Source organism: uncultured Roseibium sp., assembly GCF_947496995.1.
Classification (GTDB): Bacteria; Pseudomonadota; Alphaproteobacteria; order Rhizobiales; family Stappiaceae; genus Roseibium.
Genome location: NZ_CANMFD010000005.1, coordinates 42,183 through 66,570, shown reverse-complemented (window position 1 = coordinate 66,570; position 24,388 = coordinate 42,183). Strand labels below are relative to the sequence as shown.

Here is a 24,388-nt window from a genome sequence, read left to right as displayed (position 1 = left end):
TCCGCATGACGTTAACCGAGAACCGGGAGGGGTGCGAGCGCAGACCGCCGACGGAAATCCTCACGCCATGCCGGCGATCGCGCCGGCGAAATCCTTTGCGGAAAACGCTTCCAGATCGGCAACCCCTTCTCCGACACCGATGAAATGCACCGGCAGGCCGTGTTTGGCGGCAATCGCCACCAGGATGCCACCGCGCGCGGTGCCGTCGAGCTTGGTCATCACCAGACCTGTGACACCGGCGACCTTGCCGAAGATCTCGACCTGGTTGAGGGCGTTCTGGCCGGTCGTTGCATCCAGGGTGAGAAGAACCGTATGCGGGGCGTCCGGGTCGAGTTTGCGGATCACGCGGATGACCTTTTCCAGCTCATCCATCAGTTCGGCCCTGTTCTGCAGACGCCCGGCCGTGTCGATCAGGAGGACATCGATGTCCTTTTCCACGGCCTCCTTCATGGCATCATAGGCAAGCCCGGCAGCATCGGCGCCAGTATCCCGCGAAACGACGAGCGCACCGGTCCGCTCCGCCCAGATCCTGAGCTGTTCGACGGCGGCCGCGCGGAATGTGTCTCCCGCCGCCATCATCACCTTCTTGCCTTCCGAGCGCAGTTTCTGCGACAGCTTGCCGATGGTGGTGGTCTTGCCGGTGCCGTTCACCCCGACCATCAGCACCACATGCGGCTTCTTGCCGGTGCCAAGATCCAGCGGTCGGGCCACCGGTTCCAGAACCTTCTCGACTTCCTCAGCGAGAACGATCCGCACTTCCTCTGTCGAGATTTCCTTGTCGAACCGGCCTTGCGACAGTCGTTCCGTGATTGCCATCGCCGTATCGACACCGAGATCCGCCTGGATCAGCACATCTTCCAGTTCCTCCAGCATGGAGGCATCCAGCTTGCGCTTGGTGAAGATCGACGAAATTCCCTCCGTCAGCGACGACGAGGACCGGGAAAGGCCCTTCTTCAGCCGCTGCACCCAGGAGATTTTCGGTTCTTCTTTTGCGGGTGCCAGGTTCGGCACAGTTTCGCCGCCCGGCTTGTCCGGCTCATTTTCCGGCTCGGCCACGGGTTCAGGCGCCAGATCGGTCGAGACCGGTTCCTTGATAGGGACCGGAACCGGCGGCGGAACGTCCGGCATATGGCCGAGACCTGCGTCCATCTGGATCGGCCGGAAAGGATCATTGATGGCAGCAGCCGGCCTGACGTCCATTTGCACATCTAGTTCGGGTTCATCCCCGGAGGACTCAAGAGAGCTGGTCTCGGCCGCGGTCGGTTCAACTGGCGCCTGTTCCTGTCCGTCCGCTGTCTCTTTGCCGCCGAAGAGCCGACCCAGAAACCCGCGCTTTTTCTCGCTCATGAAATCGCCTCTAGAATTCGACTCAGCCGCTCAGGCGGCTTTGGAAAGGGCTTCGCCCAGAAGGTGGCGTCCGGTATGGCCGATAATCCGGGTTTCGACAATCTCGCCGGCCTGTCCGTCACTCAGTTCCACCTGTGTGAACTGCTCCGTGCGGCCGAGACCTTCCTTTTCGATCAGCACCGGCCGGATCTTGCCGACCTCGCCCGCCAGATGCCGGCCAAGCGCGTCTTCGCCCTTGGCCCTCAGACGCGCGCCGCGTTCCTTGACGATGGAACGGTCAAGTTGCGGCATGCGCGCGGCTGGCGTGCCCGGGCGCGGAGAGAACGGAAACACGTGCAGATGCGTCAGACCGCATTCATCAACGATCTTCAGGGAATTCTTGAACATTTCCTCGGTTTCCGTCGGGAACCCGGCAATGATATCGGCCCCGAAAACCACATCCGGCCGCATGCGGCGCACATCCTCGCAAAAGCGGATGGTATCGGCGCGCAGGTGCCGCCGCTTCATCCGCTTGAGGATCATGTCGTCACCCGCCTGCAGCGACAGATGGAAATGCGGCATCAGGCGCTCGTCTTCGGCGATCACCCGCATCAGATCGTCATCCGCCTCGATGGAATCGATGGAGGAAAGCCGCAGCCGCTTCAGCTCCGGCACCATTTTCAAGATCTTGGCGCTCAAGGTGCCCAGCTTCGGCGTCCCCGGCAGATCGGCGCCGTAGGAGGTAATATCGACGCCGGTCAGAACGATTTCATTGTAGCCGTTGGCGACGAGACGCGAGATCTGGTCGATCACCACGCCCATCGGCACCGAACGGGAGTTTCCACGACCAAAGGGAATGATGCAGAAAGTGCAACGGTGGTCGCAGCCGTTCTGCACCTGAACGAAGGCGCGGGCGCGCCCGGCCAGTCCGTCGATCAGATGACCCGCCGTCTCCTCGACGCTCATGATGTCGTTGACGCGTACCTTCTCGGTTTCCGAGATGCCGAAGGCGGCAACATCCTGATAGGACTTGCGCTCCAGCTTCTCCGTGTTGCCGAGCACCAGGTCGACTTCCTCCATCGAAGAGAAAGTCTCGGCCTCGGTCTGGGCGGCGCAGCCCGTCACGATGACCCTGGCCTGCGGATTGTCGCGCCGGGCCCTGCGCACAGCCTGACGCGCCTGACGCACGGCTTCGCTGGTCACCGCGCAGGTGTTGATGAGGATCGCGTCCTTGAGACCGGCCGCTTCCGCCTCGCGTTTCATGACTTCCGACTCGTAGGAATTGAGCCGGCAACCGAATGTGACCACATCGATGCTCATGACGCGGCTCCGGCAGTTTCCGGCGCCACATCGCCCCCGGCGGTCCTGCGCCAGGAAAGAGTTTCAAGATCGACCTCGCCTTCGAATTCCACTTCCGTCGGGCCGGTCATCAGGACGTGACCGTCGGTTTCGCGCCACTCGATGACCAGCGGACCGCCCGGCAGGTGGATCGTGCTCTTGCGGCCCGTCTTGCCGTCGCGCGCTGCAGCAACCCCGACGGCGCAGGCCGCCGTACCGCAGGCAAGCGTCAGCCCGACGCCGCGTTCCCACACTTTGACGCGGATCTCGTCCTCGCCAAAGACATGCGCAAGCGAGATATTGGCGCCTTCCGGGAAGATCGGATGATGCTCGAGCAGCGGACCTGCCCGTTCGAGGTCATAGGCCTCCACGTCGTCCACCCAGAAGATCGCATGGGGATTTCCCATGTTGGCAACTGCAGGCGTGTGCAGGATCGGCTCGTCGATCGGACCGATCTGCAGTTCGATTGCGCGCGTGTCGGCAAATTGCTCCGCCAGCGGAATCTGATCCCACTCAAGGCGCGGCACGCCCATGTCCACCGTGACGTTGTGCACCCCGGCAGCATCGAAGGCATGAAGAAGCCCGGCGCTTGTCTCGATCGTCACCACGTCCTTGCCGGTTTCCTCCATCAGGAGACGCCCGATGCAGCGCGTGGCGTTGCCGCAGGCGGACACTTCGCCGCCATCCCGGTTGTGAATGCGCATGAATGCATCGACCCCGAGGGACGAGCGTTCCACGGTGATCATCTGGTCGAAGCCGATGCCGCCCGCCCGGTCGCCCAGCCCGGCAATCGCTTCCCTGGCAAGACGCAGCGGCTTTTCGCGCGCGTCCCAGACCACGAAATCGTTGCCGAGGCCGTTCATTTTCAAAAAGGGTCTGGTGTCCGACGCCATACCGGGTGCACTTCGTTCCTGGGGTTGTTGGATAGCGAGCCCGCTCCTTGGCGGACAATCGCCCTTATATGGCGGAAAACACCTGAAATTACCAGTGGTACGAATTCCGGATTGCCAGGCCGTATCGCGCAATGTGACGCGGCCAATCCGGCGAGGATCAGAGGCTTTCCGCCCTGAACGTGTCGCAAGCTTCGATGCGGCCGGACTGGAAACCCTTCTTGAACCACCTGGCGCGCTGCGCCGATGTGCCATGGTTGAAGCTTTCGGGGACCACGTAACCCTGCGACTGCCGCTGCAGCGTATCGTCACCGATCCGGCTTGCCGCGTTCAGCGCCTCGTCTATGTCCCCCTCCTCGACGAACCCTTGCTGGCGGGCCGCATAATGCGCCCAGATTCCGGCAAAGCAGTCCGCCTGAAGTTCGACACGCACGGAAAGCGCATTGCCTTCCTCCTTGCTCATTGTCCGCTTCGCCTTGTGGAACTCCGGCAGAATGCCGAGCACGTTCTGGATATGATGACCGACCTCATGCGCCAGAACATAGGCCTGGGCGAAATCGCCCGGGGCGTTCAGCTGCGAGGCAAGTTCCTGATAAAAGGCCAGATCGATGTAAAGCTTGCTGTCCGCGCCGCAATAGAACGGGCCGGTGGCCGAACTGGCGTAGCCGCAGGCGGAAGACACCGAGCCGGAAAACAGCACAAGCGTCGGCTCGGGATAATCAGCTCCGTGCCGGTCGAGCAGCTGTCCCCAGGTATTTTCGGTGTCGGCAAGGACGACCGAAACGAATTGCGCCGTCTCGTCATCCGCCGCCGACCGTGGCGCCTGGCTCTGCGGAGCCTGGAAACCGCCACCGTCAAGTTGCCCGAGCAGCGTCAGCGGATTGATACCCAGGAACCAGGCTATCCCGGCGACGACGACAATGCCGGTCAGGCCCAGTCCGCCACCGGCACGCGCCCGTCGGCCGGACGGTATGCGCATGCGCCGGCCCGAGCCACGTCTGTCATCGATGTTGCTGCTGCCGCGACGGCCTTTCCAGCGCATGTCTTGTCCATTTCGTCTGATCGATCTGATTTTGTGAATAGCAGACCTCAAGGACAACACCCAACGCAAAAGACGCCGCGCAGCAAGAGAAATCCGCAGTTATGTGATGCCGGTTACAGCTTCCGAGCCAGGATTGCGGCAGGTTCGAAAGGCGCTGGTACCAACCAGGCACAACAAGGATGATGCAGATGCCCGACGTTACCGAACAGCAGGCCGGCCGCTTGATCGCTTTCGCGGTCCAGCGGATGGGACAGGTGGAAGGAAACGGTCAGTGCTGGACGCTGGTCGACAATGGCTTTCGCAGTCTCGGCTTTCACAAGCCCTCATCAACCTATCGCTGGGGACGTGTCGTGGAACAGCTGTCCAGCGCCCGGCCGGGCGACGTTTTCCAGTTCTCCAATTTCCGGGTGGCCGTCAGGTCCGACAGCTCCGACGGCAGCTGGACCGAAAGCAGCGAGGCTCGGGGCGCGCCGCGTCACACCGCTATACTGGAAAGTATCGACGCGAACGGCCTCGCCACGTTCCTGGAAAGCAATGTCAACGACAGCTTCGACGTCCAGCGCAACCGCTTCCACGTCAGAACGGCGGATATCGAGGAAGGCGGCGAGCGGACAAGCATTCGCGTCAGCGGGTCCTTCACGATCTACCGGCCACAGATTTCGGAATAAGACCGTATCGCAGCAGGTTTCTCAGGCGTGGATCAGCATGTCCGCGCCCGGCCCGATCCGGGAAAGGATCAGCCGCATGTGGTCCGGCGCCACGGCGACACAACCCTCTGTCGGGCGGTAATCCTCCCGTGCGATATGAAAGAAGATGGCGCTGCCCTTGCCCTTCACCGCGGGATAAAGATTGCAATCCAGAACCACGACAATGTCGTAGAGCCTGTCCTCACGCCACATCTTCTCGTGACTGGCGGCGAAAGGCAGCTCGACCGGGCGGTTATAGCGGCCGTGTCCGGGATCGTCGCACCAGCCCGAGCGGGGCGTCAGCGGTTCGACCGGCAAACGCGTTGCCGGAGGCAGCTGCCTGTCCGGCCGATAATAGACATGAAGCAAACCGAAACGGCCTGCCGGGGTTCCCCCGTCGCCTTCCTTTTTGCGAGTCAGCACGCCGGATCGGCCCAGGGCACACGGAACCGTGATCCCGCCGAGGCGCAATATACCCTTGCAACGGTCGCGCGGCAGAGCCCGGACTTCAAGGCAATCCGCCGATTTTTGCTGTTTCCTCATCATGGTCCCGTCACATTCGCCCCTCACCGTGGAACCCATTGATAAACCGGTCCTAAACCCCGCGTGAAGAAGAATTGACGAAGCAATGCTTGTATGGTGCGTATTTCCCGCGCACATAGAGGTCAGGAACACGCTTGTGTCATTCACACAAATCGGCGTGAACAGTATTCAGCATTTGGCGAGGACAGCAACGATGACCGCCCGCACAATCTTGATTGTCGACGACGATACCGAACTGCGCGAGGCGCTGGTTGAACAGCTTTCCCTTTACGACGAGTTCGAGACCATTCAGGCGGATTCGGCAAGTGCCGGCATAGCCCTGGCGAAGGACGAGCACATCGACCTTCTGCTGATGGATGTCGGCCTGCCGGATATCGATGGCCGCGAAGCGGTCAAACTGTTGCGCAAGAACGGTTTCAAGTCGCCGATCATCATGTTGACCGGGCACGACGGTGACAGCGACACGATCCTCGGCCTTGAGGCCGGGGCCAACGACTACGTTACCAAGCCGTTCAAGTTCGCGGTGTTGCTTGCCCGGGTGCGGGCGCATCTGCGCCAGCACGAGCAGAGCGAGGACGCCACATTCGCCATCGGCCGCTATTCCTTCCGCCCGGCGGCAAAGATCATGCAGGACGATGCCGGCTCCAAGGTGCGCCTGACGGAAAAGGAGACCTCCATCCTCAAGTTCCTGTATCGCGCCGGTGAAAAACCGGTGACGCGGGATGTGCTCTTGCATGAGGTCTGGGGGTATAATTCCGGCGTGACCACCCATACGCTGGAAACCCACATTTACCGTCTCAGGCAGAAAATCGAACGCGATCCGTCCAATGCCGAGCTTCTGGTGACAGAAGCCGGTGGATATAAGCTTGTGCCCTAGCGGATAATCATCGTAAATCTGGGGCATGAGCCTTGCCCAAGACATAGCGATTCTCAAACAAATCCCGATGCTTTCGGACTTCGCTGACGATCAGCTCCGCCTGCTCGCCTTCAGTGCCGAAAGCATGGATTACGGTAACGGCCAGCGCTTGTTCGACGAGGGCGAGCGGGCCGACGGCGGGCTGGTGATCACCAGCGGGACTGTCAGCCTTCAGAAACGGAGCAAGGACGGTTTCGACGAGGTCGATCGCGTCAGCGAGGGAACCCTGCTGGGAGAAACCGCGCTGCTTGCCGAAAACAAGCGTCCCTGCCGTGCCGAGGCCGTTGGCCTGGTGCGCATCATCCGCATTCGCCGGGCACTTTTCAAACGCATGATCCAGGAATATCCCGAGCTCGCTCAGCGTCTGCTCGACGTTCATGCCGCCCGCTACCGGCAGACTGTCGCCGCGCTTCGCCCGATTGGCGAGAAGATGGCGGAACTGGAACAGATCAACGCCGAACGGCGCCGGCGCAACGACGAATCGCAGTCGTAAGTCCCGGCCTTACACCTTTTTCAGGCGCAGCCTGTTGCCTGCATGTTTGCCCGCGGTCTGCAGGAGCGCCGCCGCGCTGACGGCCAATCCGCAGATCCCCAGCCAGACAGCCGGGCGAATGCTGCCGGCCACATTGAAATTCGCCTGAAACACCCTCTCGGCGGGAATGCCGGTCGCAAGCGCATACCAGGCATATTCAATTGCCGCCGTCGCTGCCGCGCCCAGCAGCGCGCAGGCCGCCAGCACGAGAAAGTTCGACAGCGGGAAACCGAGTTTCACCGCCAGCCGGTATATCATCAGCAGCGCGAAGATCCCCGCCATCAGCGTTGCCTGGCTGACATCGGATTTCGACTGCAGGAAGAAATGGAAGAGGGCAAGCACCGCAACCGGATAAACCAGCAGGTGAAGCCTGTTCCAGTTGGGTCCGAGCCGGCGGACAGCACTGTCGAAGGACGTTGCCCCCAGCACCGCAAGTCCGGCGAGGGCGCTAAAGCCGACAATCAGATAGAACCTGACAAAGATCTCCGACACGACCTTGGACAGGTTCCAGTGTTCAGAGGCGGCGTAAAGTCCCAGATGCAGGAGTGCATAGGCGAGAACCGAGACGCCGATCATGCGCCGGAGACCTATGACCCTGTTCCAATGGAAAATCCGCCTGAGCGGGGTGACTGCAAGCGTCAGCAGCAGGAACCGGACGGCCCAGGTGCCGCTCTCATGCAGCGCCAGTTCATAGGGCTCCGGATAAACCGGCCCGAACGCCAGATCGAAAAGGATCCACGCGGCCGGAAGCAGCAACAGCAGAAAGACAGCCAGCCGCAAACCGGAGAGCGTTCCCCGCCGGTCGGTCCAGGGTGCGTATTGCCGAATCACGAAGGATTTGTTGGTAGACAATGCCATCTTCCGGATTTAACCCGCCGCCCGGCGCCTTTCACTGCACAGCTTTTCAAGCCTGTGTGAAGAAAGGCAAGCGGCGACGATCACGAGCGACGGCCTTCCGGCATATCCCGGCCCGAGGCCGGGACAGCGCTGAGGAAGATGTGGGGATCCTGGTTTTCGGCCGGATCACACCCAGGGACGGTTTTCGTCCAGCTTGCCTTCGTAGGTTTCGATCTGCTCCGCCTTGGCCATCGTCAGGCCGATATCGTCGAGGCCGTTCATCAGGCAATGCTTGCGGAACTGGTCGATATCGAAGGTGATATCGCCGCTTTCCAGGCCCTGGATCTTCTGGTTTTCCAGATCGATGGTCAGCGTGAAATTGGCGCCGCGTTCGGACGCCTGCATCAGCGAGTCCAGCTCGTCTTCGTTCACCTGGATCGGCAGAATGCCGTTCTTGAAGCAGTTGTTGTAGAAAATATCTGCGAAAGACGTCGCGATCACGCAGCGAATGCCGAAATCAAGAAGCGCCCACGGAGCGTGTTCGCGCGACGAGCCGCAGCCGAAGTTGTCGCCGGCGATCAGGATCTTGGCGTTGCGGTAGGCAGGCTTGTTGAGCACGAAGTCCGGATTTTCGGAGCCGTCGTCATTGGTGCGCATTTCGTGAAACAGCGCGGTTCCAAGACCCGTGCGCTTGATCGTCTTCAAAAACTGCTTCGGGATAATCATGTCCGTGTCGATGTTGACGATCGGCATGGGGGCCGCGACACCGGTCAGGGTCTCGAATTTTTCCATTATGTATCTCCTGAAAGGCCGGAAGGCGAAGAGGGGCTCAGGCGGCCAGGCTGGTGGCCTGGTCAACGCCGAGCATCAGATTGAGGTTCTGGACCGCTGCGCCGGACGCGCCCTTGCCCAGATTGTCGTAGACCGCAAGGATCGCCGCCTGGGCTCGGGCGTCATTGGCGAACACGTGCAGGCGCAGACGGTTGGTGTCGTTGAGCGCCTGCGGGTCGAGCTGTTCGGCCCGGTCCAGGGCTTCCAGCGGGGCGACATCGACAAACCCGTCGGGGCCGGCAAAATGATCGGCCAGCGCATCGTGAAGCTGTTTACCGGTCGGCACCTTGTCCAATCCCGCGAGATTCAGCGGCAGAACCGTGAGCATGCCCTTGTAGTAGTTGCCGACCGACGGTGTGAACAGCGGCGCGGTGTCCAGCAGCGCGTATTCGCCCATTTCCGGCAGATGCTTGTGATTGAAGCCGAGCGCATAGGGCGTGTAGGCGCTGGCGCCGTTTCCTGCGGCTTCGTAATCGGCAATCATCGTCTTGCCGCCGCCGGAATAACCGGAAATGCCGTGATAGCTGAGCGGAAAATCGGCCGGAATCAGGCCTGCGGCGACGAGCGGACGGGCCGCCGCGATCAGGCCCTGCGGCCAGCAGCCCGGGTTGGCGACCCGCATGGCAGCGGCGATGATATCGCCCTGGTCCACATCCATTTCGGCAAACCCGTAGGCCCAGCCTTCGGCGACCCGGTGGGCGCTGGAGGCATCGATCACCCGCGTGGTGTCGTTTTCGATCAGCGCGACGCTTTCCTTTGCCGCGGCATCCGGCAGGCAGAGAATGGCGACATCGGCGGTATTGAGATACTCCGCCCGGGCGGCCGGATCCTTGCGGCTTTCCTCCGGAATGGAGATCAGTTCCAGGTCGCGGCGCATGGCAAGGCGTTCGCGGATCTGCAGACCCGTCGTTCCGGCTTCACCATCTATGAATACGCGCGCAACCATCGCCCGCTCCTCTCCTCGTTTTAAAGTTGATGCGTCATACACCCAATTCCCGGGTTTGTCACCGCTTGCGGACGTGCCGTGAGCTCAACGGGCCCTTGAATGATACTCATCATTCGGCCGCATGTCCGAGGCGGCCGCCACCCGGTTCGTCATGTTGAAAAACGCCGCCACCGAAGAGATATCCCAGATGTCGCGGTCGCCAAACCCCGCATCCCTGAGCATCTGGCGGTCGTCCTCGACGATCTCCGCAGGCGTTTGCGTCAGCTTGACGGCAAAGTCGAGCATGGCCCGCTGACGGCTGCTCAAATCTGCCGCGCGGTAGTTCATCACCATCATTTCGCCCAGAATCGGATCGCCTGAAAGCTCCCGGACCGCAGCCCCGTGCGCGGCTAGGCAATAAAAACAGTGATTGACGGAAGATACCGCAACGGCAATCATTTCACGCTCGAGCTTTGTCAGTCCGGACTCCGCAAGCATGAGGTCATTGTACATGTCGGTGAAAGCGCGCAGTTTGGTTTCGTCAAAGGAATAGGCCTTGAGCACATTCGGCACCATTCCCAGTTTTTCCTGGCAAAGATCGAAATACGCCTGCGTCTTTTCGCTGAGAGCCTCGCCGGGCTTGATTTGCAAGGCCGTGACTTTACTTGACAATTTGTAACTCCCGTCATGAAAGATTCTATGTCGCCGCAATAAACAAGACTACCATGCGACAGAGCCAACCATAAGATCGTCTAGGGGGATGATTATGCCGGACAAACACGACGTCGAGAAACTCAAACTCATCGACGCGGTCCAAGCAGGCCTGAGCAAGGAAAACACAGACCTCGCGGAGTTCGCTCGCGCCTTTTATGACCGGGGCGCCGCGGAGGATCTTGTCACCTACAGTCCCGAGGAACTGACCGGCTTTGCGCGGCATGCCTGGCAGGATTTCCAGGATCACAAATTGGGAACCCACAGGGTTTCCATTTCAGACCCCTCCTTCAACGTCAAAGGCGGCAAGGCAAGCAACCTGACGGTTATCGAGATCGTCAACGACAACATGCCTTTTCTGGTCGAATCGGTGATGGACGAGCTGCAGGAAAGCAAGCTCGAGGTTCATCTGGTTCTGCATCCGATCTTCATTGTCGAGCGCGACGACAAGGGCAGGCTCTCGTCTGCGGTTGGCCGCAAGAAACCCCCGAAGCGCAGGGACCGCCAGGAAAGCCTGATCCATATTCACGTGACGCGCATCGATTCCGACAAGACGCGCGAAGAGCTGAAGGCCCGGATGGACGGGGTTCTCAGCAGCGTCCGTGCCGTGGTCACCGACTTCAAGCCGATGCAGGAACGCCTCGGGGAAGCAATCGATACCTACAAGACCACGCAGATCCCCGGCAGCAGCGACGAATTGTGGGAGGCCATCCACTTCCTGGAATGGATGGAAAACGACAACTTCATCTTCCTCGGCATGCGCGAATACAAGTTCGAGGGCGGCGTGGAAGAGGGGGAGTTGTCCCCGCATGAGGGAACAGGGCTCGGACTTCTGGCCGATCCGGATGTCAGGGTGCTGCGCCGCGGCAGCGAGTTCGTCCAGATCACACCGGAAATCCGCGAATTCCTGAAGAAGCCGGAGCCGCTCATCATCGCCAAGGCGAATGTGAAGAGCAATGTGCACCGCCGGGTTCACATGGATTATGTCGGCGCCAAGCTTTACGACGACGACGGCAACATGATGGGCGAACTGCGCATCGTCGGCCTGTTCGCCTCGACCGCCTATACCGAACCGACCAGCACCATCCCGTTCCTGCGCCGCAAGGTGGCCAGTGTGCTGGCGCGCGCCGGCTATGATTCGGAAAGCCACTCCGGTCGGGCGCTCAGGAACGTCCTGGAAGCCTACCCGCGCGACGAACTGTTCCAGATCGACCGCGACCGCCTGTTCGAGTTCTCCATCGCCATCCTGCAGCTGGACGAACGCCCCCGCATCCGCGTGCTCTCGCGACCGGACAAATTCGACCGCTACGTCTCCATCCTCGTCTTCATACCGCGCGACCGCTACACGACCGAGGTGCGCCTGAATGTCGGCACCTATCTCGCGTCCGTCTATGAGGGCCGCGTCTCCGCATGGTATGTGACCTATCTGGAAGGTCCGCTGGCGCGGGTTCACTACATCGTCGGCCGCGACAAGGGGGAAACGCCGAGGCCGGACCAGGAGGACCTGGAAGCCGCCGTCGCAGAAATGGTGCGCACCTGGTCCGACAGCGTCCGCGACGCTCTCAAGACTCAGTTCGCACCGCCTCAGGCGCGCAAGCTCGCCGACCGCTATGCCCTCTCCTTCCACGGTGGTTACAAGGAAGTCTACAACGCGCAGAACGCGCTGTTCGACATCGTCAAGCTGGAAACGCTGTCCGAGCGAACCGAGACCACCATCACCTTCCACCGGCCCGCCGGCACGAAGGAAAACCGGCTGGCCCTGAAGGTTTATCACCGAGGCTCACCCATTCCCCTGTCCGCCCGTGTCCCTCTTCTGGAGAACATGGGTTTCAGGGTGATCAACGAACGAACCTACCGGGTCACCCCTGCGGATGCGCCGCTTTCCTATCTTCACGAGATGACGCTTGAAACCCGGGCCGGTGAGGACTTCGACTTCTCCGACCAGCTTCAGGCACGTCTGGAAGCCATGTTCCTGGCCGTGTGGACCGGCAGCGCGGAGGATGACGGCTACAACCGCCTCGTCCTGACGGCAGACCTCGCCTGGAGGGACGTTGCCGTGGTCCGGGCCCTGTCGAAATATCTGCGGCAGACCGGCATTCCCTTCTCCGAAGACTACATGTGGTCGACGCTCAACAACTATCCGGCCATCGCCGCCAAACTGGTGGAAATGTTCCATCTGCGCTTCAATCCGGATGTGACCGAAAAGGACCGCGACCTCGGTACGGAGCGCCTGCAGGGCGAGCTCAACACCGACCTGGAGGACGTCTCGAGCCTCGACGACGACCGTATTCTCAGGCGCTTCCAGAACACCATCGAATCGATCCTGCGGACGAATTTCTACCAGCTCGAGGACGACGGTCAGCCCAGGCAGACATTCGCCTTCAAGATCGACAGCCGGCAGATCGACGACCTGCCCCAGCCCCGTCCTTTCCGCGAGATTTCCGTCTACAGCCCGCGTATCGAAGGCGTTCACCTGCGCTTCGGCAAGGTTGCGCGCGGCGGCCTGCGCTGGTCCGACCGTCCACAGGATTTCCGCACGGAGGTTCTCGGTCTCGTCAAGGCGCAGCAGGTCAAGAACGCGGTCATCGTCCCGGTGGGCGCAAAGGGCGGCTTCGTTCCCAAAAAGCTGCCGCCGATGACCGACCGGGACGCCTGGTTCAAGGAAGGCACCGAGAGCTACAAGATCTTCATCAACGCGCTTCTGGACGTGACCGACAACCTGGACGAAGACACGGTCGTGCCTCCTGAGCGCGTGCAGCGCTTCGACGGTGACGATCCCTATCTCGTCGTCGCCGCGGACAAAGGCACGGCCACCTTCTCCGACACAGCCAACAGCATTTCCGAAAGCCGCAACTTCTGGCTGGGCGACGCCTTCGCCTCCGGTGGCTCCGCCGGCTACGACCACAAGAAGATGGGCATCACGGCGCGCGGCGCCTGGGAAGCGGTCAAGCGCCACTTCCGGGAAATGAACCGCGACATCCAGAGCGAGCCGTTCACCGCCGCGGGTGTCGGCGACATGTCGGGAGACGTCTTCGGCAACGGCATGCTGCTGTCGAAGACCACCCGGCTCCTCGCCGCTTTCGACCACCGGGACATCTTCATCGATCCGGATCCGGATCCGGCCGTAACCTGGGAAGAGCGCAAACGCATCTTCGACCTGGGCCGCTCCTCCTGGAAGGACTATGACACCGGCCTTTTGTCGAAAGGCGGCGGCATCTTCTCCAGACAGCTCAAGTCCATTCCGCTGACGCCGGAAATCAAGACGCTTCTGAACCTTCCCAAGTCCAGCGCCACGCCGCAGGAAGTCATGACCGCCATCCTCAAGATGGAAGTGGATCTGCTCTGGTTCGGCGGTATCGGAACCTATATCCGCGCAACGGACCAGACCGACGCAGAGGCCGGCGACCGGGCCAATGACCCTATCCGCATCACGGCCCCCGAAGTCGGCGCGAAAGTCATCGGCGAGGGCGCGAATCTCGGTCTCACCCAGCTTGCCCGCATCGAGTTCAACAAGAAGGGCGGGCGCTGCAACTCCGATGCGATCGACAATTCAGCCGGGGTGAATTCCTCGGACATGGAAGTCAATATCAAGATCGCCCTCGGCGCTGCCGTCAAATCCGGCAAGCTGACCCTCAAGCAGCGCAACCAGCTGCTTGCGAAGATGACCGACGAGGTTGCCGAACTGGTTCTGCGAAACAACTATCTCCAGACCCTGGCAATCTCCATGACCCAGCTTCGCGGCTCGGAGGATTTCGGCTACCAGGTGCGCATGATGCGCCAGCTGGAACAGGCAGGGCTTCTCGACCGGGCGGTGGAACAGTTGCCGGATGAGGCAAAGCTCGCCGAAATGCGCAAGGCTGGCCAGTTGCTGACCCGTGCCGAACTCGGTGTCCTGCTCGCCTATGCGAAACTCACATTCTACGACGCCTTGCTGGAAAGCTCGGTTCCAGATGACGATTATCTGGCCCGGGAACTATTCCGCTATTTCCCCGATCAGATGGCCACCAAATATCACGAAGAGATCAACGGCCATCGGCTGCGCCGCGAAATCATCGCGACCATGCTGGCAAACTCGATGATCAACCGCGGCGGAGCGACATTCCTCACACGCCTGATGGACCAGACCGGGGCGACCCCGACGGATATCGCCCAGAGCTTCGTCGCCGTTCGCAACAGTTACGACCTCACCGATCTCAATACCGAGATCGACGCGCTCGACACCAGGATCGACGGCGCGCTTCAGCTTGAGCTCTATCTGGAAGTGCAGACGCTGCTTCTGGAACGGGTGGTCTGGTTCAAGCGCAATGTCTCCTTCGAGAAAGGCCTGTCCGCCGTTGTCGACCGCTTCGGCTCCGGCATCACCGCCCTGAGGGACCGCCTGGAAAGCCTGCTCCCCGAGGAGCAGGCCACATTCCTGAACAACACGGCCGCGGACTACGTCGCCCAGGGCGTTCCGGAAGCGCTTGCAAAACGGATCGCCTGGCTGCCCGCGGAACGGACCATCCCCGACATCGTCATCGTCTCGGAGGAAACCGATGCCGATCTCAACACCGCCGCCACGGCCTATTTCGAGATCGGACACCATTTCCGCATCGGCGCGATGCATGAGCTTGCCAACGACCTCAATGTTCAGGACTACTACGACGGTCTTGCCCTCGACAGGGCACGGGCCACCCTGGTTTCCGCACACCGGTCGCTTGCCATCGAGGCGGTCAGATGCGGCGGCTTCGCCACCTGGCTGGAAAGCCACGAGGTCGAGGTCGGCCGCCGCCAGCGCGCGGTCACCGAGATGCTCGATGGCGGCCTGAGCGTCTCCAAGTTCTCCGTAGCGGCCAGCCTGCTGTCGGAAATCTATACGCACGCCTGAGTGCGGAAAACATGATAGGGCTTGAGAAGGCTGGCAGTCCCGCTGCCGGCCTTCTCATCGCCTTGTCGCTTCCGGCATGCGAGGAAAGTCTGACGGTGTCCGTAAGATATTGAGGCCCCAACCCCTGAGATGAGCATCACATGACTGTCGTTCCGGATATTTTTCCCGAGAAAACCGACCGGCGCGCCATTCTGTCCTGGGCGCTTTTCGACTGGGCGGGACAGCCTTTCTTCACGCTGATCACGACGTTTGTCTTCGCACCCTATTTTGCCTCGACACTGGCCGCGACCCCGGCGCAAGGACAGTCCCTGTGGGGCTATGCCACCGCCGCAGCCGGACTGTGCATCGCACTTCTGGCGCCAGTGCTCGGCTCCGTCGCCGACGCCAGCGGCGGCCGCAAGCGCTGGATTTTCGTTTTTTCCATTCCCTTCCTCATTTGCTGCTGGGCCATCTGGTATGCCGCTCCCGGCAACCCGCACGCGATTGCCATCGCGCTGACGGCCTTTGCCATCGGCACGCTCTCCATCGAGATCGCAACCGTCTTCAACAACGCCATGATGCCCTCTCTGGTACCGCCTGCCCGGATCGGACGCCTGTCGAGCTTCGGCTGGGCCATCGGCTACGCGAGCGGCCTCGTCACGCTGGTGATAGCGCTCGGCTTTTTCGCCGCCAGTCCCGAAACCGGCAAGACGCTCCTGGGGTTCAAGCCGGTTCTGGGTCTGGATGCGGCAACGCAGGAAGGCGACCGTGTCGTCGGACCTTTCTCCGCACTCTGGTATCTCGTCTTCGTATTGCCGATGTTCCTGTTCGTGCCCGATATGCCGCACAAGGCCAGACTGGGGCCGGCCATCCGCAAGGGCCTGCACGATCTCGCCGGCAACCTGTCGCGGGCCCGGTCCAACCGGAACATTTTCGTGTTTCTGCTTGCCAACATGATCTTCAAGGACGGCCTGGTCGCACTGTTTGCCTTCGGTGGCATCTACGCTGCGGGCCAGCTCGGCTGGGGATCGATTGAAATCGGCACATTCGGCATCATTCTCACGATCACCGGCGTGCTCGGACTTGTCCTGGGCGGTCCGATGGACGACAGGTTCGGAGCGCGCCCGGTCATCGTGTTTTCGCTGATCGTGCTGATGATCTGCGGCCTCGGCATGATCTCAATCGACAAGACCACGGTGTTTTTCGTCATCAAGACGCAGGCGGCACCCGAAGGCGCCCTGCTCGCGTCCCTGCCGGAACAGGTCTTCATCGGTCTCGGTGCGGCGATCGGCGCCGTATCGGGTCCCTTGCAGGCTTGCTGCCGCAGCCTGCTGGTGCGTCTTGCCCCCCATGAGCACATGACTCAGTATTTCGGCCTGCTGGCCCTTTCAGGCAAGGTGACCAGCTTTCTCGCGCCCCTGGCCGTCGGCGTGGTTACCGCGCTCACCGCCAGCCAGTCGGCCGGCATGTCGGTCATTCTGGTGTTCTTCGCAGTCGGATTGATCCTGCTGCTTCTGGTGAAGGAAAGACCCGGCGGTTGAAATGCCGGAGCGGGAAGGACGGACGCGAAACGAAAAACGCGCCGGCGGTGACACCGGCGCGTTTCGCTACTGACTGGACCGTCAAGACACCGTTATCACGCCGAGAGTTCAGCGATCTGACGCGGTATTTTCTTCGTTACGGCGAGCCACCCTCAGTGGCGGAAATGCCGCATGCCCGTCATGACCATCGCAAGCCCGGCTTCGTCTGCCGCTGCAATAACATCATCGTCGCGCATGGAGCCGCCCGGTTGGATAACGGCGGTCGCCCCGGCTTCGGCGGCGGACAAAAGCCCGTCCGCGAAGGGGAAGAACGCATCGGAGGCAACCACACAGCCTTTGGTCAGCGGTTCTGCAAGACCTGCGGCCTCGGTTGCATCCAGCGCCTTGCGGGCGGCGATCCGGGCTGAATCCACCCGGCTCATCTGTCCGGCGCCGACACCGACCGTCGCCCCGTCTTTCGCGTAGACAATGGCGTTGGACTTGACGTGCTTGGCGATCCGGAAGGCGAATTTCAGATCCGCCAGCTCCCGCTCGCTTGGCGCGCGTTTCGTGACAACCTTCAGGTCGAGATCGTCGACCACCCCGTTGTCACGCGACTGGACCAGGAGGCCGCCTGCAACGGATTTGACGAACAGCCCCTTGGCGCGGGCATCGGCGAGACCGCCGGTGACGAGCAGCCTGAGGTTTTTCTTTGCCGCGATGATTTCGAGGGCCGCGTCGTCCACGCCGGGGGCTATGATGACCTCGGTGAAGATCTTGACGATTTCTTCCGCCGCCGCTGCATCCAGTGTCCTGTTCAGCGCGACGATCCCGCCAAAGGCGGAGACCGGGTCGCAGCGGAGCGCCTTCTCGTAGGCGTCCTTCAGGGTCGCCCCTTCGGCCACACCGCACGGATTGGCGTGCTTGATGATGGCGACCGCGCCAGTACGGTCCGGATCAAATTCGCTGACCAACTCAAAAGCTGCATCCGTGTCGTTGATATTGTTGTAGGAAAGTGTCTTGCCCTGGAGCTGACGCGCGGTCGCCACACCCGGACGTTTTTCGCCGGTCTTGTAGAAACCCGCCGTCTGGTGCGGATTTTCGCCATACCGCATGACTTCGGCCAGCGCACCGCCTACCGCCCGATGGGCGGGCGTGGCCTCGTCGAGCTGGTCTGCCATCCAGTTGGAAACCGCCGCATCGTAAGCTGCCGTGCGCGCGAAGGCCTTCAGCGCCAGCTTCTTGCGCAGGGCAACCGGCGCCTGTCCGTCGTTTGCGTCCAGTTCGGCGATCACGGTGTCGTAATCCGCCGGATCGGTCACCACCGTCACATAGGCGTGGTTCTTCGCCGCGGCCCGCGTCATCGCCGGTCCGCCGATGTCGATATTCTCGATGCCGGAGGCATAATCGGCGCCGGAAGCAACCACCTCTTCAAAGGGATAAAGATTGCCGCAGAACAGGTCGATGCCGGAAATGCCGTGCTCCGCCATGGCCGCCTGATGATCGGCGTCGCCCCGGATTGCCAGAAGCCCGCCATGAACCATCGGATGCAGGGTCTTCACCCGGCCATCCATGATCTCCGGAAATCCGGTAACCTCGGAAATGTCCAGAACCGCCAGCCCGGCGTCTTTCAGCGCCTTGTGCGACCCGCCGGTCGACACCAGCTCGACGCCCCGGTCCGCAAGGGCCCGGGCGAAGTCGACGAGACCGGTCTTGTCGTAAACGGAAAGGAGCGCGCGCTTGACGGGAACCAGGTCGGGAACAGGAACGGCTTTGGACACAATGGCCATGAATTTGCCTCGCGATAGGGAAGATCCGGGAAGAAAGGTCGCCCTAACACGTCTTCAGGCAAATCGGAAGATCCTAGATGTCAGGACGCGTCCGGCACCGGGTCCTGAAGCGGCAGTTCATCCGGTTCGTCGAAATCGCTGGTACCGCGCCTGCTCAGTTTGGCGGCTGCCGTTTTGCGGAATTGCCAGCCGACGGACGGCTCTTCCTGCACGGAACCCGCGATAACGATCTGTTCGGCTCTCCGGTGACCGTAGACATCCGACAGATAGATGCTTTCTTCCAGAAGCGGCTCGCTTCCATGGGCATCGAACTCCCACGCCTCACCGTCGCGGCACACCAGCAGGATCGCCGTTCCGCCGCGAATGAGCGATGCTTTCAGTCCCGGGTAAAGATGGAAGCGAATTGCGTAGCGGTGCTCCGGATCGATGGCTCCGACGGCGGAGAACGTGTCGATACCGTCGAGCACCGTTCCATCGCCCGACAGGCGCAGATCCCTTTTGTGCACCACACCGAAATGCGATGCATAGCCGTCATGAGACGCAATGATGCGGCTTCCGGCCAGGTCATCCTCGCGTTCGACCGGAACCTTGACGGGACCGGAAAGTATCGGCGCGCCGAGCAGATGGCCGAAGGGCTTTTCAGACAGGAAATGGCAGGAGGATGTATCCTCGATGGTCGCGGTGGAATGCGCGGCGGTTGACCGGCTCACCTTGCGCCACAGCGGATTGGATTTCGGCGATACGCCGCAATTCACGACAATGCGGTTCTGTGCAGAGGAAAACTCGAAGGACAGGCACCCGGCATGGGCGTCGCCGGACACGCCGGGTTCGGGCGCCGGGCCGGTGTCGACCAGAACGACGGAGTCCCCGCCGCTCAGCCGCTGATATCCGGAATGCGGCGCGTTGAGGGGCGGGGCGCCCCTTGCATCGTCATAGGCCAGGATTGTCGCCACCAGGTCGTTGGGTGTCGATCCCATGCCGTTGAAATGCGCCAGGGCGCCGTCACCGTGACGGAAGAACCGCAGGAGCGGCATCATCCTGTCCACCGATTGCAGCATGGCGGGCGGCATCTCCAGTCCCTGGGCGACGAACGCCTGCCGAACGGGCAGAAGATCGGCGAGTATGTCGATAAGGGCGCGCGGATTGCGGGAGATATGCCCCCCGTCAGGGAGGATCTGCCGGTTCAGCTCATGCTCCAGACGGCGGATGCTCTGCCGGGCGAAGCGGCCCTGGCCAGCCATGGAGATACAGGCCGAGGAGATGGCTAGCGCCGCATGCAGCCGCTCAACGCCGTCTTCCGTTTCGTTGATGGTCTGGCGCAGATAGCGGATCTGCCGGGCGAGAGACTTGACGAACCCGCGGTAGAATTCGTGATCGCCGTCCAGAAGGATGAAAGGGGAATGCGCCAGCCACGACAGGATACGCCGCGTCACCACGGAGGCTTCCCAACCGATGGGATGCCAGCGACCGCAATAGCGGATCCAGTCCTCGACCAGCGCCCGGGCGTTCTGCCGGGCGATATGGCTGTCGGCGGCCCTGAGGTCGCGCAGCCAGCCGAAGGAATGCAGCTCGCGCTGCCAGTCCTCGTGTGCGGTCTCCAGTTCGAAGGGAGACCTTCCCTGGGTTTCGATCAGATGGCCCGAAAACAGGAAACGCCCGCCGTAGATGTCGGCGGCATTGGTCGCATCGGCGGTGCGCAGATCTTGCGGGGCCAGAAGCAGACGCGACGGCACAGCCGTAAACGGCTGCATGCGGAAGATCGGTCCGCCATGCATCCATTTAAGGGAACGTTGCCAAACATGCAGTGCCACAAGACGCCAGACGAGGCTTCTTTCATTGAGGCTAGCGATATTCACCAAACCATCCCCGCAACTGATGGTCTATGCGCGTTTATTGGGTATCTCCGGCGTCATAATTTGAAAACAAGGCATTAAGGTTAGCATTTCATTTAAATAATCATTGCAAGTGAACCGTTTATGCCGCGTTAAAGCCGCCTGAATCTGGCAGCGAAAAACCCGTCCATACCCTTCACGTCCGCACCGGGGCCCACCTGATGGCACGGAAGACAGCGCAAATATCCGCTCTCGGTGATCAGATGATCGAGGCCGCCGACTTCCTTTGCGTCAATCGGCTCAAGCCGCAGCTGACCCGCATGACGCTCGGCAAAGGCTGCCGCCTGCGCTTCACCTTCTTCCGGTTCCAGTGAACAGGTGCAGTAGACGATCACCCCGCCCGGCTTGACCCAGGCCACGGTCCTGTCCAGGAGATCACTCTGGATTTCGCTCAGTTTTTCAATGTCGTACGCCTGCTTGATCCAGGGAAGATCCGGGTGACGACGGATCGTCCCCGTCGCCCCGCAAGGCGCGTCGAGCAGAACCGCATCGAAAGGCTCATCCGGCACGAAGTTTCTGAGATCGGAGGCGATGGTGCGAACCGTCAGGCCCAGACGGGCCATGTTTTCGTCCAGCCGCTTGAGCCGTCCCTTGGAGATATCGACCGCCGTCACCTCGGCGCCTGCCAGGGCGAGCTGCGCTGTCTTGCCTCCGGGCGCGGCGCAAAGATCGGCAACCTTGAGGCCTTTGATATCGCCGAGGAGATGGACGGGCAGCGCGGCGGCCGCGTCCTGCACCCACCATTCGCCGTCTTCAAATCCTTCGACGGCTTCCACGGAGCCTTTTCTCGTAAGCCGCACGCTGCCGGCGCCGACAACCTGGCCACTGAGCTTTTCGGCCCAGCCTTGCGGGTCCGACTTCACCGTCAGATCCAGCGCCGCCTCGTTCTGATGCGCCCTTGCGATCTCGCGCGCCGTCTCCGCGCCATAAGCCGCCTGCCAGCTTTCCATGAGCCAGTCCGGCGTATTCACCATTTCCGCGTCGATATCCGCCGTGACGTCGTCCCGTTCCCGTCCGAGGCGCCGCAGCACACCGTTGACAAGCCCCTTGTAGGGCCGCGCCCGGCGGTCCGCCCCGGCATGTTCAACCGCCAGAGAAACGGCGGCCCTGTCCGGAATGTCGAGATAAAGCATCTGCGCGATCGCCACATGCAGGATATCCAGCACCCGGCCGGTCTTTTCCGGAATGCCCCGGTCCAGCAGCCTGTCCAGAATAATGGCAATCTCTCCGCGATGCCTCAGCGCCGCACCCAGGATGGCGCGCACCAGCGAGCGGTCGTTGCCGGCGAGTGCACGCAGGCCCGAATGACCGGAGGCGGCATCGAACTCGCCGTCCAGCGGCCGCTTTTTGTAAACGACATTCCCGAGGATATCCGCAGCCACCTTGCGGGCTGCAAATCCGGGGTTTTCGGATCTCTCCTGATCCTGCTTCCCGGCAGGTCCCGGGGATCTTTTCGGCGGACTTTTCAACTACCTGTCCCAATCGCGGTCCGGACACCCGGACCTGCATGAAAACCAAGCGCCGCAGACCGGTCGTCCGGCTGCGGCGCAATGAGTGCATTCTAGATCAACGTGCTTTCATGTGAAAGCGCTACAAACCAGAAAAGTAGGCCTGATTGCGCACCTCACCCGGCAGCGCCTTATCCCCACGGCCCTTTCGGCCGGGTCACGGTGGCGGAACGGGTCGGCCGCGCCGATCTTTCCCATGGTCCGGCAGACCCGGAGGCGGACCCGCCACTGAAAGAGGACCGGCCGCCGGTGCCCAGGCCGCCGGCTGCAAGCTTGCGCAGCTCGTCGATGCGGTTCTGGGTGTTGGGGTGCGTCGAAAACAGATTGTCCATCCGCTCACCGGACAGCGGGTTCATGATGAACATATGCGCTGTCGCCGGATTGGCTTCCGCGTCGGGATTGTGGATCCGTTCCACGCCGTTCGCGATCTTTCCGAGCGCCGAGGCCAGCCACAGCGGCTCGCCGCAGATCTGCGCGCCCATCCGGTCGGCCGCATATTCCCGTGTCCGCGAAATCGCCATCTGGACGACCATCGCCGCCATCGGGGCAACGATCATCATCAGGATGACGCCGACGATCCCGAGCGGATTGTTCCGGTTGCCGCCGAAAAAGAAGGCGAAATTGGCCAGCATGGAGATCGCACCGGCAATCGTCGCGGTGATCGTCATGATCAGCGTGTCGTGGTTCTTCACATGCGCGAGTTCATGCGCCATCACGCCGGCGACCTCTTCGGGCGACAGCATGTTCAAAAGGCCTGTCGTGGCCGCGACCGCCGCATTCTGCGGGTTTCGGCCGGTGGCAAAGGCGTTCGGCTGCGGATTGTCGATGATATAGACCTTGGGCATCGGCAGGCCGGCATTGCGCGCCAGCCCCTGTACCATGCGGTAATAGTCAGGGGCGCTGCGTTCATCCACCTCGCGCGCATGATGCATGCGCAGGACCATCTTGTCCGCGTTCCAGTAGCTGAACAGGTTCATGGCAGCAGCCACCGCCAAGGCAATCATCATGCCCGACTGGCCGCCGATCATGAAGCCTATCCCCATGAAAAGGGCGGTCATCCCCGCCAGAAGCATCGCTGTGCGAACGTAGTTCATCGTCGCTGTGATCCGTTTCCTGTTCAGTTTCAGATATGGCCGGAGGAGAGCATTCCGAGCGCCCGCCTCCTGATTGAAGATGGGGATTGCTGCCATTCTTGGCAAGATTGCACTATATGAGTCTGACAGAAGCGTAATGTTGAAGACAATGAGCCGATGACAGATAAACCCACCGCCGCCTATACATCGACCGAAGTACCCTCGCTGAAAGCGGAAACTGAAAGCGCGCCGAGAAGAAAATTCGAGGACCTGCCCCCCGCGGCCCAGCGCGCGCTGCTGGAAGCCGAGGAACGGCGCAAGCAGATCGATGCCAAACAGCAGGCCATGCCCGAGGAAGTGAACGGCCGCGGCGGGCTCGAGCCGACGCGTTATGACGACTGGGAGATCAAGGGTCTGACGGTCGATTTCTGAGAACCGGTCTTCACGAGGGTAAAGACGACTCAGGCTTCCACCAGCTTGAGAACCTCGCCGGCAACCGCCTTGGCCAGATCCGCCTGCGGATCGTCATCGAAGTGGATGGCGTCGATCGGACTGGCCGAAATGACGGTGCCTGTATCGAAAAACGCCGCGCCGTATTCCGCGGCCTTTTCCCGGTAGCAACCGGCAAGCCGATGGGATTCCTTGTAACTCCTGTCATCGAATTGCGCCGCGAAGGGCGTTCCCGCCAGGGGGCCGAGCGGCGGCGGTGACATGAGCAGCACTTTCGGCGCCCGGCCTTCCGTGTCATCGGTCGGCCTGCGGGCGAAATCCAGAAGGCGGCCCATGGAAGCCGCGATGGTTTCCGCATTCACCGAAAACCGCGTCTTCAGATCGTTGGTCCCCAGCATGATGATCAGGATATCGATGGGCATATGGGTCCGGCGGACGGTTCCCAGGTGCTCAAGACCGTTCCTGTCGCCCATCACCGGATCATCGTAAACGGTGGTGCGCCCGTTGACGCCTTCCTCCAGGACATAGAACCCGGGCCCGAGTTCTTTTTGCATCCGCCGCGTCCAGCGAATTTCGTGACCGTAGCGGGATTTATCGACCGGGTTGAATCCCCAGGTGAGGGAATCTCCGAAACAGATCACGGAAATCGGTTCAGTTCCTTCCGGCATGAGAACCCTTCTTTATCGGATCAAATTGCTGCGCCGTGGAGCAGAGCAGTTCCCGGCACGTCCG

At 61.6% G+C, this 24,388-nt stretch carries 20 protein-coding genes; 6 read left to right on the top strand and 14 right to left on the bottom strand.

Annotated elements, in window-relative coordinates:
* Window positions 1–60: 60 nt before the first annotated feature.
* From ftsY to Q1B40_RS19260, 4 genes are all read right to left on the bottom strand, one after another.
* Entirely contained in the window at window positions 61–1,347 is a 1,287-nt protein-coding gene (gene ftsY / locus Q1B40_RS19275) for a signal recognition particle-docking protein FtsY (protein ID WP_299817975.1), read from the bottom strand.
* A gap of 30 nt (window positions 1,348–1,377) precedes the next feature.
* Window positions 1,378–2,646 (bottom strand): tRNA (N(6)-L-threonylcarbamoyladenosine(37)-C(2))-methylthiotransferase MtaB, encoded by a 1,269-nt coding sequence (mtaB, locus tag Q1B40_RS19270; protein WP_299817972.1) that lies wholly within the window; start codon window positions 2,644–2,646, stop codon window positions 1,378–1,380.
* Complete coding sequence (gene dapF / locus Q1B40_RS19265; protein WP_299817969.1) at window positions 2,643–3,557, bottom strand: diaminopimelate epimerase; 915 nt, start codon at window positions 3,555–3,557, stop codon at window positions 2,643–2,645. Before dapF ends, mtaB begins: the two co-directional genes overlap by 4 nt.
* A 157-nt stretch (window positions 3,558–3,714) precedes the next feature.
* Window positions 3,715–4,596: a neutral zinc metallopeptidase gene (locus Q1B40_RS19260; RefSeq protein WP_299817966.1), complete on the bottom strand. Its 882-nt coding sequence runs from the start codon at window positions 4,594–4,596 to the stop codon at window positions 3,715–3,717.
* 188 nt (window positions 4,597–4,784) lie between these two features.
* Between Q1B40_RS19260 and Q1B40_RS19255 the strand changes: the two genes are divergently transcribed.
* A complete protein-coding gene (locus tag Q1B40_RS19255) occupies window positions 4,785–5,264 on the top strand; it encodes a hypothetical protein (protein WP_299817963.1) in 480 nt (159 codons plus the stop codon).
* A 21-nt stretch (window positions 5,265–5,285) separates the two neighbouring features.
* Here the strand turns inward: Q1B40_RS19255 and Q1B40_RS19250 are convergent, their stop codons facing one another.
* Window positions 5,286–5,705 carry a L,D-transpeptidase family protein gene (locus Q1B40_RS19250; protein ID WP_299817960.1) on the bottom strand — a complete coding sequence of 140 codons (420 nt, stop codon included), beginning with the start codon at window positions 5,703–5,705 and terminating at the stop codon, window positions 5,286–5,288.
* A gap of 313 nt (window positions 5,706–6,018) precedes the next feature.
* Here Q1B40_RS19250 and Q1B40_RS19245 point away from each other — a divergent pair, with 313 nt between their 5' ends.
* Window positions 6,019–6,702 (top strand): response regulator transcription factor, encoded by a 684-nt coding sequence (locus Q1B40_RS19245; protein WP_299817957.1) that lies wholly within the window; start codon window positions 6,019–6,021, stop codon window positions 6,700–6,702.
* Between the two features lie 67 nt (window positions 6,703–6,769).
* Window positions 6,770–7,234, top strand: a complete 465-nt coding sequence (locus Q1B40_RS19240; protein WP_299817954.1) for a Crp/Fnr family transcriptional regulator — start codon at window positions 6,770–6,772, stop codon at window positions 7,232–7,234.
* A gap of 9 nt (window positions 7,235–7,243) precedes the next feature.
* On the opposite strand, the gene Q1B40_RS19235 is transcribed toward Q1B40_RS19240, so the two are convergent.
* From Q1B40_RS19235 to Q1B40_RS19220, 4 genes are all read right to left on the bottom strand, one after another.
* Window positions 7,244–8,125 (bottom strand): sulfite oxidase heme-binding subunit YedZ, encoded by an 882-nt coding sequence (locus Q1B40_RS19235; protein WP_299817950.1) that lies wholly within the window; start codon window positions 8,123–8,125, stop codon window positions 7,244–7,246.
* Window positions 8,126–8,296: 171 nt separating this feature from the next.
* Entirely contained in the window at window positions 8,297–8,902 is a 606-nt protein-coding gene (leuD, locus tag Q1B40_RS19230; protein ID WP_299817947.1) for a 3-isopropylmalate dehydratase small subunit, read from the bottom strand.
* Between the two features lie 37 nt (window positions 8,903–8,939).
* A complete protein-coding gene (gene argC, locus Q1B40_RS19225) occupies window positions 8,940–9,887 on the bottom strand; it encodes an N-acetyl-gamma-glutamyl-phosphate reductase (protein WP_299817944.1) in 948 nt (315 codons plus the stop codon).
* An 84-nt stretch (window positions 9,888–9,971) separates the two neighbouring features.
* A complete protein-coding gene (locus Q1B40_RS19220; RefSeq protein ID WP_299817941.1) occupies window positions 9,972–10,538 on the bottom strand; it encodes a peroxidase-related enzyme in 567 nt (188 codons plus the stop codon).
* A 94-nt stretch (window positions 10,539–10,632) separates the two neighbouring features.
* Here Q1B40_RS19220 and Q1B40_RS19215 point away from each other — a divergent pair, with 94 nt between their 5' ends.
* Both Q1B40_RS19215 and Q1B40_RS19210 read left to right on the top strand, forming a co-directional pair.
* Entirely contained in the window at window positions 10,633–15,444 is a 4,812-nt protein-coding gene (locus Q1B40_RS19215; protein WP_299817938.1) for an NAD-glutamate dehydrogenase, read from the top strand.
* Between the two features lie 140 nt (window positions 15,445–15,584).
* Window positions 15,585–16,964 (top strand): MFS transporter, encoded by a 1,380-nt coding sequence (locus Q1B40_RS19210; RefSeq protein ID WP_299817935.1) that lies wholly within the window; start codon window positions 15,585–15,587, stop codon window positions 16,962–16,964.
* A 152-nt stretch (window positions 16,965–17,116) separates the two neighbouring features.
* On the opposite strand, the gene purH is transcribed toward Q1B40_RS19210, so the two are convergent.
* From purH to htpX, 4 genes are all read right to left on the bottom strand, one after another.
* Window positions 17,117–18,733, bottom strand: coding sequence for a bifunctional phosphoribosylaminoimidazolecarboxamide formyltransferase/IMP cyclohydrolase (gene purH / locus Q1B40_RS19205; protein WP_299817932.1), 1,617 nt, complete (start codon window positions 18,731–18,733; stop codon window positions 17,117–17,119).
* Between the two features lie 80 nt (window positions 18,734–18,813).
* The gene (locus Q1B40_RS19200; protein ID WP_367279161.1) at window positions 18,814–20,589 is read right to left on the bottom strand and encodes a heparinase II/III family protein; all 1,776 of its coding nucleotides are present in this window, start codon (window positions 20,587–20,589) and stop codon (window positions 18,814–18,816) included.
* 128 nt (window positions 20,590–20,717) lie between these two features.
* The gene (locus tag Q1B40_RS19195) at window positions 20,718–22,007 is read right to left on the bottom strand and encodes an RsmB/NOP family class I SAM-dependent RNA methyltransferase (protein WP_367279160.1); all 1,290 of its coding nucleotides are present in this window, start codon (window positions 22,005–22,007) and stop codon (window positions 20,718–20,720) included.
* 257 nt (window positions 22,008–22,264) lie between these two features.
* Window positions 22,265–23,227 carry a zinc metalloprotease HtpX gene (htpX, locus tag Q1B40_RS19190; RefSeq protein WP_299817926.1) on the bottom strand — a complete coding sequence of 321 codons (963 nt, stop codon included), beginning with the start codon at window positions 23,225–23,227 and terminating at the stop codon, window positions 22,265–22,267.
* Window positions 23,228–23,383: 156 nt separating this feature from the next.
* Between htpX and Q1B40_RS19185 the strand changes: the two genes are divergently transcribed.
* Complete coding sequence (locus Q1B40_RS19185) at window positions 23,384–23,638, top strand: DUF1674 domain-containing protein (protein WP_299817923.1); 255 nt, start codon at window positions 23,384–23,386, stop codon at window positions 23,636–23,638.
* A 29-nt stretch (window positions 23,639–23,667) separates the two neighbouring features.
* On the opposite strand, the gene Q1B40_RS19180 is transcribed toward Q1B40_RS19185, so the two are convergent.
* The gene (locus Q1B40_RS19180) at window positions 23,668–24,324 is read right to left on the bottom strand and encodes an SGNH/GDSL hydrolase family protein (protein WP_299817920.1); all 657 of its coding nucleotides are present in this window, start codon (window positions 24,322–24,324) and stop codon (window positions 23,668–23,670) included.
* Between the last annotated feature and the right edge of the window lie 64 nt (window positions 24,325–24,388).

What these genes read in the sequence shown, in the direction of transcription:
- ftsY (WP_299817975.1), bottom strand. Translation starts at nt 1,347, where the DNA reads ATGAGCGAGAAAAAGCGCGGGTTTCTGGGTCGGCTCTTCGGCGGCAAA.
- mtaB (WP_299817972.1), bottom strand. Translation starts at nt 2,646, where the DNA reads ATGAGCATCGATGTGGTCACATTCGGTTGCCGGCTCAATTCCTACGAG.
- dapF (WP_299817969.1), bottom strand. Translation starts at nt 3,557, where the DNA reads ATGGCGTCGGACACCAGACCCTTTTTGAAAATGAACGGCCTCGGCAAC.
- Q1B40_RS19260 (WP_299817966.1), bottom strand. Translation starts at nt 4,596, where the DNA reads ATGCGCTGGAAAGGCCGTCGCGGCAGCAGCAACATCGATGACAGACGT.
- Q1B40_RS19255 (WP_299817963.1), top strand. Translation starts at nt 4,785, where the DNA reads ATGCCCGACGTTACCGAACAGCAGGCCGGCCGCTTGATCGCTTTCGCG.
- Q1B40_RS19245 (WP_299817957.1), top strand. Translation starts at nt 6,019, where the DNA reads ATGACCGCCCGCACAATCTTGATTGTCGACGACGATACCGAACTGCGC.
- Q1B40_RS19240 (WP_299817954.1), top strand. Translation starts at nt 6,770, where the DNA reads ATGCTTTCGGACTTCGCTGACGATCAGCTCCGCCTGCTCGCCTTCAGT.
- leuD (WP_299817947.1), bottom strand. Translation starts at nt 8,902, where the DNA reads ATGGAAAAATTCGAGACCCTGACCGGTGTCGCGGCCCCCATGCCGATC.
- argC (WP_299817944.1), bottom strand. Translation starts at nt 9,887, where the DNA reads ATGGTTGCGCGCGTATTCATAGATGGTGAAGCCGGAACGACGGGTCTG.
- Q1B40_RS19215 (WP_299817938.1), top strand. Translation starts at nt 10,633, where the DNA reads ATGCCGGACAAACACGACGTCGAGAAACTCAAACTCATCGACGCGGTC.
- Q1B40_RS19210 (WP_299817935.1), top strand. Translation starts at nt 15,585, where the DNA reads ATGACTGTCGTTCCGGATATTTTTCCCGAGAAAACCGACCGGCGCGCC.
- purH (WP_299817932.1), bottom strand. Translation starts at nt 18,733, where the DNA reads ATGGCCATTGTGTCCAAAGCCGTTCCTGTTCCCGACCTGGTTCCCGTC.
- htpX (WP_299817926.1), bottom strand. Translation starts at nt 23,227, where the DNA reads ATGAACTACGTTCGCACAGCGATGCTTCTGGCGGGGATGACCGCCCTT.
- Q1B40_RS19185 (WP_299817923.1), top strand. Translation starts at nt 23,384, where the DNA reads ATGACAGATAAACCCACCGCCGCCTATACATCGACCGAAGTACCCTCG.
- Q1B40_RS19180 (WP_299817920.1), bottom strand. Translation starts at nt 24,324, where the DNA reads ATGCCGGAAGGAACTGAACCGATTTCCGTGATCTGTTTCGGAGATTCC.